The 11,460-nt window shown below is 38.2% G+C and carries 11 protein-coding genes and 1 pseudogene; 2 read left to right on the top strand and 10 right to left on the bottom strand.

What is annotated here, in order from left to right; translation table 11 throughout:
* Positions 1–78 precede the first annotated feature (78 nt).
* The 3 genes and pseudogenes from tnpB to IB67_RS09625 form a co-directional block, all read right to left on the bottom strand.
* The gene (gene tnpB, locus IB67_RS09635; RefSeq protein ID WP_218587319.1) at positions 79–1,296 is read right to left on the bottom strand and encodes an IS200/IS605 family element RNA-guided endonuclease TnpB; all 1,218 of its coding nucleotides are present in this window, start codon (positions 1,294–1,296) and stop codon (positions 79–81) included.
* Positions 1,238–1,469, bottom strand: a pseudogene (locus tag IB67_RS09630) (transposase). The gene tnpB and the pseudogene IB67_RS09630 overlap by 59 nt, the downstream one beginning before the upstream one ends.
* Before the next feature lie 139 nt (positions 1,470–1,608).
* Positions 1,609–2,067, bottom strand: coding sequence for a YkgJ family cysteine cluster protein (locus IB67_RS09625; RefSeq protein WP_072760716.1), 459 nt, complete (start codon positions 2,065–2,067; stop codon positions 1,609–1,611).
* A gap of 76 nt (positions 2,068–2,143) precedes the next feature.
* Here IB67_RS09625 and IB67_RS09620 point away from each other — a divergent pair, with 76 nt between their 5' ends.
* Positions 2,144–2,704, top strand: coding sequence for a methionine synthase (locus tag IB67_RS09620; protein WP_245789671.1), 561 nt, complete (start codon positions 2,144–2,146; stop codon positions 2,702–2,704).
* An 8-nt stretch (positions 2,705–2,712) separates the two neighbouring features.
* Here the strand turns inward: IB67_RS09620 and IB67_RS09615 are convergent, their stop codons facing one another.
* Together IB67_RS09615 and IB67_RS09610 are read right to left on the bottom strand one after the other, a co-directional pair.
* Positions 2,713–3,684, bottom strand: a complete 972-nt coding sequence (locus IB67_RS09615) for a cation diffusion facilitator family transporter (protein ID WP_218587320.1) — start codon at positions 3,682–3,684, stop codon at positions 2,713–2,715.
* Positions 3,685–3,697: 13 nt separating this feature from the next.
* Positions 3,698–4,009, bottom strand: coding sequence for an ArsR/SmtB family transcription factor (locus IB67_RS09610; RefSeq protein ID WP_072760730.1), 312 nt, complete (start codon positions 4,007–4,009; stop codon positions 3,698–3,700).
* A gap of 168 nt (positions 4,010–4,177) precedes the next feature.
* Here IB67_RS09610 and IB67_RS09605 point away from each other — a divergent pair, with 168 nt between their 5' ends.
* Positions 4,178–6,532, top strand: a complete 2,355-nt coding sequence (locus IB67_RS09605; RefSeq protein WP_072760731.1) for a homocysteine S-methyltransferase family protein — start codon at positions 4,178–4,180, stop codon at positions 6,530–6,532.
* A gap of 49 nt (positions 6,533–6,581) precedes the next feature.
* On the opposite strand, the gene IB67_RS09600 is transcribed toward IB67_RS09605, so the two are convergent.
* The 5 genes from IB67_RS09600 to gltX form a co-directional block, all read right to left on the bottom strand.
* Positions 6,582–6,977, bottom strand: coding sequence for a succinate dehydrogenase/fumarate reductase transmembrane subunit (locus IB67_RS09600; RefSeq protein ID WP_072760733.1), 396 nt, complete (start codon positions 6,975–6,977; stop codon positions 6,582–6,584).
* A 16-nt stretch (positions 6,978–6,993) separates the two neighbouring features.
* Positions 6,994–7,524: a hypothetical protein gene (locus tag IB67_RS09595; protein ID WP_143145320.1), complete on the bottom strand. Its 531-nt coding sequence runs from the start codon at positions 7,522–7,524 to the stop codon at positions 6,994–6,996.
* A 72-nt stretch (positions 7,525–7,596) separates the two neighbouring features.
* The gene (locus IB67_RS09590; RefSeq protein WP_072760737.1) at positions 7,597–8,844 is read right to left on the bottom strand and encodes a hypothetical protein; all 1,248 of its coding nucleotides are present in this window, start codon (positions 8,842–8,844) and stop codon (positions 7,597–7,599) included.
* 40 nt (positions 8,845–8,884) lie between these two features.
* Positions 8,885–10,021 carry an alanyl-tRNA editing protein gene (locus tag IB67_RS09585; protein WP_072760739.1) on the bottom strand — a complete coding sequence of 379 codons (1,137 nt, stop codon included), beginning with the start codon at positions 10,019–10,021 and terminating at the stop codon, positions 8,885–8,887.
* A 27-nt stretch (positions 10,022–10,048) separates the two neighbouring features.
* Complete coding sequence (gltX, locus tag IB67_RS09580) at positions 10,049–11,452, bottom strand: glutamate--tRNA ligase (RefSeq protein ID WP_072760752.1); 1,404 nt, start codon at positions 11,450–11,452, stop codon at positions 10,049–10,051.
* Positions 11,453–11,460: the final 8 nt, after the last annotated feature.

Genomic DNA, 11,460 nt, shown 5'->3' with positions numbered 1-11,460 from the left:
CTTGACAGTAGAGGCCCAGCCTCCACAGGCATGGACTTTCGTCCTCGGGTCGTCCCAGCCCTACCAAAGATTCGGTTATCACGTTATCCCGAGTTGCAACAGCCCTTGTCTTAATATATTCTTCGCTGCGTTTTCATCCCTATCATGTTCCATTCCACACTTTGGACATTTCCATGTCCTTACACTTAGTTCTTTTACTCCCTCATTCTTGTGTCCACACTTGCTGCAAATCTGTGATGACGGAAAACTTGGTGATACCTGCAAGAATACTCGTCCATACCGTTCTGCTTTGTTTCTTACCATCTCTACAAACTTTGACCATGATACATCATGAATACTCTTTGTTAGATGACTATTCCGTACAAGATTCTTAACTCTCAAATCTTCGCAGATAATTGCTTGGTTTTCGCTAACTACCTGCGAAGATAACTTTTCCAGAAAGTCCTTCCTGATATTTGTTACTCTTTCATGCATTCTTGCAAGCTTTATTCTTATCTTCTCAAAGTTCTTGCTTCCTTTCACCTTCCTTGCAAGCTCTCTTTGTAACTTCTTTATTCTCTTTTCATATCTTGCAAGAATCTTTGGATTCTCAATATGCTTTCCTTGACTGTCTACATAGAGATCTTTAACTCCTAAGTCTAAAGCTATTGCGAAATTTTGTGGCGTTTCACTAATTCTACGATTGTACACTTTCTCTTGTTCTACTGTAATTGATACATAGTACCTCCCGCTTGGGGTTAGTGTTACGGTTGCACTTTTGATTCTGCCATCGAAAGTTCTATGGATTCGTGCTTTTACCCAACCGAGTTTCGGAAGCTTTATCTTCCCCCAGCAACGGCTTTTGTCTGGATTTATTATTATCTCACCAAAATCGACTTGTATATTGTTATTCGTAGAGTTCGTCGTATACGAAAACCGATGTGATTTCTTTGTCTTGAATTTTGGACATCTTGCTTGTTTTTTGAAAAATATTTTGTAAGCATTGTCAAGATTTATCAAAGCATTTTCGAGAGCAAACTTATCTACTTCCCTAAGCCATGGATATTGCTCTTTTAAAACACTGTTCAAATGCTTTCGACACTCAGGTTCAGTGGTCGAAAGCTTTTCTTCTTTGTATCTTTGCTCTCTCCAAGCAAGGAAGTAATTCCAAACAAATCTTACACAACCAAATGTCTTGGCTAACAGTGTTTTTTGTTTTTCATTTGGATAGAGCCTGTATCGATAGGTGACTATAATACTAAACTTGCTCCTTTTGAGAATTGATGTATTTCTTGATTTGCTCTTCAGTATTTTCACTCACCGTAGCAACAAAATATGACGGGTTTCCCTGTTCTTTTGCAATTTCCTGTAATATTTTTTAGGTCTGTTTCTATTTCACCTTGAAGAATTCTGTGTATGTACTTTACGCACCACACTATATGATATTGAAGGGAATATACGTACCCTCTTTTGTGACCAATTATAGGCATTTTGTTTGCCCATCTAAGGTGTGTTATGATTCTACACATATTATACAATAGCAAAATCAAGTCTTCATCTATTCTGTGCTCAAAGGTATAACAAATATAATGATATTATCTCTTACTCCTGCCTAAAGACACGAGAGTGTTAATTCTCTTCAACTTCTATTGCCGCATCCATTAAGATGTCGTAATACTCCTTCCACCTTCTTGCCACAGTTTGCCTCGTGTATCCTTGTGGATCACACCTCTCGTCCACTTTTGGTACCAACATTCTACAGCTTTCTGGTCTTTTCTCAAACTCGAGCTCACATCCGTGCGGGGTTAAAAACGTACATTCCCCAAGATAATTATGATCAAAAACGCTTCCTTCAAATCCTTTCACTGCTGGGCGAACAAAGTACAACCCCTCGTCTTGGTTGATCCAATCGATAGTCCACATTCCTGTCGATAAAGCTTCGATAAGGTTCGTTCGCAATTTTTCAATATCTGGTGCACCGAAATCCTCCGGCGTTGCTGGACCAGGGTAAGTCTTACAACACTTCCCACCACAACTTTTACAAATTGCCAAGTTCTCTACACCAATTGGTTTAATGTTTGAATTCATAGCCCACACTCCTCACAGAATTGTTTTTAATTATGGTAAAATAATTTCAAAAGAGTGCTCGAAAGGAGGAAAAAGTTTGAAAATATTCATCCCGGAGAAAGTACACTACATGCCACCGAAAAAAATCTACCTTGCCCGCACAGGAGCTGTGTACTCAAAAGTTCTTAATGATGAAAAACTTATGGAAGTGGCAAATAGTATCTACCTCAAAGGACTACAAATTGCCAAACCAGTCGTTTATTGGAACATTTATGATAAAAGCTCTCTAAGATCAGACATGATACCTTCTAAGTACCACGCCTACAAAATCTTTCTCATTTTTGTTTCAACACTCGGAAGAGAAGTAGATGAAGAAATTGAGAATTTGTCAAAGATTTCAACACTACAAGCAACACTTTTAGATTCATGGGGTTCTGAAGCACTTGAATCGCTCAATGACAATTTTGAAAAGTTCTTTAAAAAAGAGCACAAAGCTGAACTAACAATGCGCTTTTCTCCTGGATATGGCGATTTGGATTTAACTGTGAATAAAGATTACGTCAAATTACTCGGTATCGAAGACAAAATTAGAGTATTGGACTCTGGATTGATGATTCCGAGAAAGACCACAACGTGCATTGCGGCTATCATAGAATGAAAAAAAGTTCATTTGCAGTCTATTACACCAGAAGCAGAGCAGCCGTTATATTCGAACTGAATTGTAACATGCGTTATTCCAAATTCTTCATCGAGTTCGTGCTTTATCTTTTCATAAATCTCCATAGATTTGCTAACCGTGATATCTTCTGTCAAATTCACATGCCCCTCAAAGAAGATGCTCTTTTCATCGAGCCTCCAGATATGTACGTGGTGGATGTCTTTTATATTCTCTATCTCATTAAGTTTTCTCACAACTCTTTCTACTTCAATTTCGCTCGGAGCACTTTGCATCAGGATTGAAACTGATTCTCTTAGAATTTCAAAACTTTCTTTAAGAAGGTATAGCGAAATCCCTATCGTTAAGATAGGGTCTATAAATTTCAAATCGAAAATCCATATCATCACCGCACCTATAAGGACTGCTACCGAAGAAAGAGCGTCAGTTAACATGTGCAAATACGCTGACCTTATGTTAAGACTACTTTTTGACCATCTTCTTAGTATGACCATGCTGAGTAAATTAGCAATCAAACCTATCGTTCCAACAACTAAGACAATCTCGGAATTTATTTCTACTGGATTTACAAAACGTTCGATAGCTTCCCGTATTAACAATACACCTATTATCAAGAGAGTCGATGCGTTAAACAGCGCTGCAACTATGTTTGCCCTCTTATAACCAAATGTCTTTCTCGTATTTGCACTTTTCCCTGATAATTTAAAGGCAAAGTACGATATTACCAATGACAGAGAATCACTCAAATTGTGCATCGCATCCGATACGAGTGCTAAACTTCCAGCAATTAAACCTCCGATTATCTCCGCGAGCGTTATTCCAAGGTTTAGAAGGACAACAAAAGTAAATTGTGTCGGACTCAGGTTTGAGACACCATCTCCATGGTCATGGTGTGAATGGATATGGTCATGACTATGGACATGATTTACAGCATCTGTTCTATCAGCTTTTTTCTCACTCACAGACATTCACTCCTCACTCTTTTGCATTCTTATGTTCGATATGTTCAAATGCTTGATTGATGACCTTTTCAACATGCTCATCATCTATGGAATAGTATACGTACTTTCCAACTTTTCTGTACTTCACAATCCCAAATTGTCGAAGTAAACGCAATTGATGGGACACAGCCGACTGGCTAATTCCAACAGTTAGTACTATTTCAGAAACTGTCTTCTCGTCGTCCATAAGTGAGTTAATTATCTTAAGCCTTGTCTCATCAGAAAGAACATTAAAAAACTCGGCAACATGTCTCAATAATTCTTCGTTCTTTAATAGTCCCAACAACTAAATCCCTCCTGTTCTCGAGAACATATGAACATATGTTCATATATAGTATGCATCAAAATTCAACATTTGTCAAGTCAAAGAGATGAGTTAGTTTCTTTATGAATCTGAAAAATGTGATATAATCATCAAAAAGTACAGAAATCGGAAGAATTGGGGGTGCAAGTATTGGAGAGGTTAACACGAAAGAAATTTGCGGAAATATTATCTCAGCAGGTCCTTTTCTTAGACGGTGCGTACGGTACGGAATTTTTTAAGAGGGGGCATATAAAGGGAAGGGATCCGATAGAGATTTTGAACATAAAATCCCCTGACGTTGTTGAAGAACTCCAAACTGAGTACGTGAGAGCCGGTGTTGACTTTCTATTAACGAACACGTTCAGCGGCAATCGTCATAAATTAAAGAAGCTCGGATATGAAGATTATTTCCAAGCAATAAACGAAAACGCTGTGAAAATAGCCAAGAAGTCTGCAAGCGTTTCTAAGAAACAGGTTTATGTGTTAGGTGACATTTCCTCGCTGGGCGAGTTGTTGCAACCGATAGGAGAACTCGATTCTAAGTATGTTTACGATATTTTAAAGGAACAAGTTGAACTCTTAGTCAGAGCAGGTGTTGACGGAATAATAATCGAAACAATGAGCGATTTAAAAGAAGCGAAACTTGCTTATTTAGCCGCAAGAGATGTTTCATCCGATATACCGATTCTTGTAAGTATGACTTTTGAAGAAAACGGAGTCACTGTAACAGGTACGAGTCTGGAAGTTTACATATCGTTATTCAACGACTTAGACGTAGATGCGGTAGGCATTAATTGTACACTTACACCGGACAAGATGCTTCCACTTGTGAAAAAATTGTCTCAGTTCTCAACTAAACCCATATTTGTAGAACCAAACGCCGGTAAACCAATACTTGGACCAGATGGAAAGCTTACTTACAAGACAACCCCGGAGGAATTCACAATTTACATAGAAGATTACGTAGAACTTGGAGCAAACATTGTTGGTGGATGTTGTGGTACCGCTCCAGAGCATATCATGTACATGACACATCACATTGGAGTAAGGACTCCTAAAAGAAGAAAAATTGAGGAACTTAACGTCGTGAGCAACAGAACTTACATGGTAAATCTCGAACCGTTTCTGGTTATCGGAGAACGCATAAACGCATCAGCAAAGAAGAAACTGCACGCTCAAATAAAAGAATTCAATTTTGAGAACGTTAAAAAACAAGCTAAAGATCAAGAAGCAGAAGGCGCGCAAGTCTTGGACGTTAACCTTGGACTTGAGAGTGTACTTACCGATGAACATTTCAGAAAGATTATACTGGAACTCGATAAAATAGTGAGTCTTCCTTTGTCACTCGATATACAATTCAACAACTTCCTTGAGACTGCTCTCTTTGAATACGTAGGAAGACCGCTCATAAACTCTTCTAAGGCGTTAAAAGAAGACTTAGACGAGAAGATACGATTGATGAAACGTTATGGCGGCGTGTTGATTGTTCTGGCAATGGGAAAGGAAATACCAAAGAGTGCGAAAGAAAGGTATGAAATTGCTAAACAAGCAGTAGAATACTTAGAAGAAAACGGTATATCGCGCTCTCGTGTATACGTGGATCCTTTAGTTTTGCCTATAGGTGCTAACCAAGACTACCAAGTAACTTTAGACACCATAAAGATGCTTGTCAATGATGGGATAAAGACGAGTATAGGTTTGTCGAATTTCAGTTTTGGAATGCCGAACAGAGAGAGCCTAAATGCATCATTCTTAAGCTTGGCAATGTATTTTGGCCTTTCAGCCGCTATATTGAACACCGCGGAACAGACAACGATGAATATTTTGTCCGGTATGAAAAAGATCCTTAAGAAGGAATTGACGGATACGGCAGTTGGATCTTCAGAGAATGAACTTGTAACATATATCTTAAAAGCAGACTCAGCGAATGCAGAAAGGAATGTTTTTTCCTTCTTGGACACACTAACGCCTATTGAAATAGCTCAAAGTGTCTTGACAAAAGCCATGGAGGAGATAGGAAATCTGTATTCAGCTAATAAGATATACCTCCCGCATCTTATCCTTGCAGCTGAGACTGTTAAACCGATATTTAATAAACTGCTTTCAATGATAAAGGAAAAAGATTCTGTAAAGCTCGGAAAGGTCATGCTCGCTACCGTTGAAGGAGATATACATGACATTGGTAAGAAAATTGTCGCAACAGTACTTGAAAGTGCTGGTTTCGAAGTTATAGATATCGGAAAAGACGTACCAGCTGGCGAGATTGTAAAGAAGTTCTTTGAAATAAAACCGGATATTATAGGGCTGTCTGCAATGATGACAACAACCGTGGTGCAAGTCGGAAATGTCGTCACAGCTCTCAGAGAAAACAATATTCATGTACCCGTTATTTCTGGTGGAGCATCTATGAACGAAGAACTTGCAAGGAAATTCGGCTCGTATTATGCAAAAGATGCACAAGAAGCTGTTAGATTATGCAAGAAATTGTTAAGTCTTGAGAATTGAAATTGTAAAAAACAATGAAGGGGACTTCCGTCCCCTTTTGTATTTTCGTTCATCTTTTCGTGTAATAGTCAGTTATAACCTCAAAAAGTTCATCTATTTCTTTTAATTTAGCTTCCTTTACCTCCAAAGGAAGTGAAGATAAAGACAGCATCCTTCTTAAGTAGTAATACCTAACAGAAATATCTGAATATGAGTCGTTGGGTGTTGCATTAAAAGTTTTAAAAGCCTTCAGAAGTTTTTCATCTGCTTCTGCTCTAAGATTTCTATACTGTTTTTTATCAAATTCGTTCCTTCTTCCAACATCAGTACCTGATTCTGGTGAAATCAAAAATCTTACTAAGATAAATAACGTGTAGACAGTTAGGAAGATAGCAAATATCCTTAAAATGATAAACAAGATGCTTATTGGTGGCATCGGAAACGTGAAATAGAACTCATATTCCACAGAACCACCTTCTTTATCAAGCATTCTTAGAATAGTATTCTGTCAAAATCTCATAAGCTTTTGCAAGCTCGTCTAGAACTTTCTGTCGCATCTCCTCAGACATCTTGGCTCTGTTGAATTTCTTAACAAGTTCATAGTACTTTTCGCTTACTTTAGTATACGGTACATTCGATTTAAGACCTAAAAGTCTGAATGCCTCTGCAACACCCATGTCTTTTTCAGAGGAAGAAGACAAACCTGTTTCAGAGAAACTTCTTTTATACTCAAGCGTCTTTTCTCTTGTATAGTCTTCTGAAGTTTCTTCAAAATCCGATTCTGTTTTTCTTTCCTTGTTAATTAAATCCTTAATGTCCGTGCTTCTTTCTCTCGTTGGCTTTTTCCCGCCTTTGAAAATCTTGACGATAGTAGACAGTATTGCATAAGCAAAAATTACGAACACTAAAGTAGGAATGATTATGAAAATGAATGGCAATACTTTCTGAACAAACATAAAGAAATAGTAGTTCTCAAAAACTGAACCAAAGATTGAAAGAAATATTAAAATCATGAATGCAAAAAACACAAAGCTAAAACAGCCACTTAATGCATTCTTCTGCTTACTTGCCCCTTTTTCAGACAATCATTTCACCGTTCCTTTTTGAATGATAGAATCACCCTCAACATATGCAACGAATGTCGCGGAAGATTTAATTTTCTTTCCAAGCATCGTGTTTATAAGCGGTTCAAAGTTTATGAAAACACCCATAAAATACTTTGGATCATAGTTTGCTGTAAAAAACGTCTTATCTCCGGGTTTGTATTTGTTCGGTGCGACCGTGTACGTAATCATTCTGTCATTCTTTATAAGTAAATAACTCTCCATACCATTTTCTGTAGTGAGAACACCATATTTTTCAGAACCTATCGTAACATACTTCTTGACTTCTTCTGGCATTTTGAATCCACTTCCAAAAACAACCGAGTAGGATGAAACGGAAACATTTTGGTTATTTTGATTACTCTGATTAGACGTTTGACTCTGTGAATCTGCACTAAGCAAACTACTCACAGCTGAACCTATATCTGCCGATGCGTACATCACACCACTTATACTCACGTTTGTTATATTTGCAACGGATAACAATGCATCTAAAGTGCTCTTTTTCAAAGCCTCAGGTATCTGCCTGTTAACGAATATGAGCAAATCCCCTCCAACGTTCTTATCTCCGAGCACATCGACTGGTTTTGTGTTTTGCAAAGTTTTAAGTGCATTCTTTGCAGCCTGTGTCTTTGCATCTATTTTCTGATAAAGCACAAGTGCGTTGTTCTCCACGCGGATGTATCCGTATCCTTCAAACGATATATCTTTATCTACAATATTCGTGTACGTAACACCGAGATTTCCCTTCAACGTGCTCGATAGATTTGCTGGTACTTTCCCTCCGCCAACTTGCACGTCTGAATACACGAAGTAGTTTTCTACAAATTTTACTTTCTTGAGAGTCTCTTGTTCTAAGAAGCTTTCAAGGACTTTTCTGACTTTTGTTGTGTTTTTCACAGGTCCAAGTACGACAGTTATATTTCCTTCTTTATCTGTAGTAACAAGCATTTCTTTCGTGAATAGGTCGAAGTCGCTCAGTGTGTACTTCATAGATAACAATTGTTGTTCGAGAACACCTAAGACGAGAGATTCAAGACCAATTCCCGTATCAGCCAATAAAGTCTGACCTATCGGAAGCGCTTTGAAGGCATCGTACGCTTTTGGAAGATCCGGGACATAAACAAGCATGGAATAATCCTTTGGCAAGAATTTCAGCGCATCGGCAAAACTCACTGTTAACAGCAGTATGGTTAGTAATAAAAAGCTCAATAGTTTTCTCAAGCTCATAGTTGTTGCACCTCCTGGAATTTTTTAACATAATATAGGTTCAATCTCTATTGTACACCTCATGATATACTTCTTCAAGTTCTTCAAATTTTAACTTTTTGGTAGGTTGGTAGTTAGCAAATTCGCTCTTTCCACCACCTTTTCCACCAAATTTCTCTATTAACTTTGATACAAAATTTCTTACATCGTATTTTTTAGAAGCAATTATGTATTTGCTGTTATCGTAAAATACTAAAATGCTGTCTTCGAAATTTCCAATTTTAGCTAAGAAATTCCCAACTTCTGTGTATCCTTCTAAGTATACCAGACCTTTATTTGACAAATTCTGACTCAAAACAGTTGCGTATTCCTGCGAAATCTTAGAAAGTAGTAAAGCTTGGTCTCTGCTCTGGTTCAAAAGCTTTTCCACACGCAGTTCCAATTCGCCCACTGAAGATGTGAGCATTTTGGAAAGTTTTTTTAAGACGGAATTGTATTTTTGAAAGTATTTCAACGCCCTCTTCCCAGCGACTGCGTAGATCCTTGTGAGATTACCCTTGACTTTCTCAGCATCTATTACTTTTATCAAACCTACCTCGCCAGTATTGTTAAGATGAAATCCACCACACGCAGAAACGTCGAAGTTGTCTATTTTTATAAGCCTAACTTCTCCGGTAACTTTATCGCTTAAGGGTTTTCTCAGGTTGTAATTCTTAGACCCCTCAATGTCCGTTATTATCTCTTCTATTGTATAACAAGATTGTGTAACTCTATTGGCGAGCTCTTCTGCCTCTGAGATGACTTCGCTTTCCAAAAATGGAACGTCGAGATCTATAGTTGAATACTCCTCGCCCATGTGGAAACTGACGGTTTCTATATCCGCAACCTCTAAGAACGCAGCTGAGAGAATATGCTGTCCGGTATGTTGCTGGGCGATATCTTTACGTCGCTTTTGATCGACAATGACTTCATGGATACCTGGTGTGATAGTGCCAGCAATCTGATGGACAATTTCGTTATCTTTTTCAAAAACATGAAAAACATCTACTCCTGCAATCTTCCCCCTGTCACCGAGCTGGCCACCCTTACCGTCTGGATAAAACGGTGATGCATTCGCATATGCATAAAACTTTCCGTCTTTTTCCTCGATTCTTGTAATTTCTACCGTGCTCTCAAAATACCTCTTGTGTATGAGCAACTCAATCACCCCATAATGCCGAGAGTATTATTCTAATTTATTTATGAAATCCACAGTTTTGCCCAATCTCTTTAACGTCTCTTCCTTTCCCAAAACCACTATGCTTTCAAATAAACCAGGTGTTACAAGCTTTCCTAAAAGAGCACCACGAATAGTCTGGAATACTTTGTTTGTACCAAGACTTAATTCTTCTGCAATAACTCTCAAGGTCTTTTCAACGTTTTCAATAGTGTAATTTTCGAGTGCTTCGAATTTTTCAATAGCTAAGCTTAATATAGATCTGGCTTCCGGCTTTTTGACAAATTTCTCAATATAGTCCGATGAGTATTCATATTTATCATCCACAAACGGGAGGACAAATTCGTATAATTGCTTTAAAGTATTTACTTTCTCGCGGCATATGTTAATCACTTCCCTTGGAACATCACTTTTAATTCCAGTAAACTTTTCCCATTCTTCAAAATATGCATAGAGCTCATCGTTAGATAACAACCTCATATGCTTTCCATTTACCCATTCGAGTTTTTGATAATCAAAAACTACGTTCTTATTCGATATCTGATCTGGTGAAAAAGATTCAATTTTCTTTGTATAATCAAAAATTTCCTCGTCGACGCTCCAACCAAGAATTGCCAAGTAGTTAACTAACGCTTTCGGAAGGTATCCTTCTCTTCTAAAATGCTCTACAGCTGTTGCTCCGTGTCTTTTACTTAGTGGTGTTTTATCAGCACCGAGTATCAGCGGAATATGCATGAACCTCGGTGGAGTCCAACCCAAAGCTTCATATATAAGTAGTTGTTTTGGCGTATTCGATATATGGTCTTCACCACGCAATACATGTGTGATGCCCATGAGATAGTCATCGATCACAACAGCGTAGTTGTAGACAGGATAGCCGTTTGACTTAACGATAATGAAGTCTTCCATGTGCTCTGTTGAAAATTCAATCGTACCCTTAAGCATATCGTCAAAAGAAAGAGTTCTGTTTTCTGGTACTTTGAAGACTATTGTATACGGATTATCGGTTTCTGGCTGCTTTTCTGTTTTATACAGTAGTTTCTTTGGGTCGTCTTTGTCGTAAACAGCAAAATACGCATGCCCCACCTCAACGAGCTGGTAGGCATATTTTCTATACAGTTCGAGCCTCTCACTTTGCCTGTAAGGACCATACTCTCCACCAATATCAGGACCTTCGTCCCAATTCAATCCAAGCCATTTCATATCGTTCATTATCATACGTTCGGATTCTCTCGTGGACCTTTCTGTGTCAGTATCTTCTATCCTAAGTATAAACTTCCCGTTATTCTTACGTGCGAAAAGCCAGTTAAATAAGGCTGTTCGAGCACCGCCCACATGTAAGTATCCGGTTGGGCTTGGTGCAAATCGTACTCTTACTTGTCGTTCGTTAGCTACATTAATTTTTTCTGTCATCTCACCTT

Source organism: Fervidobacterium riparium (assembly GCF_025370035.1).
In the GTDB taxonomy this organism is placed as follows: Bacteria; Thermotogota; Thermotogae; order Thermotogales; family Fervidobacteriaceae; genus Fervidobacterium; species Fervidobacterium gondwanense.
Note: the sequence above shows the minus strand (reverse complement) of the source record. Positions and strands in the feature narration are given on the sequence as shown.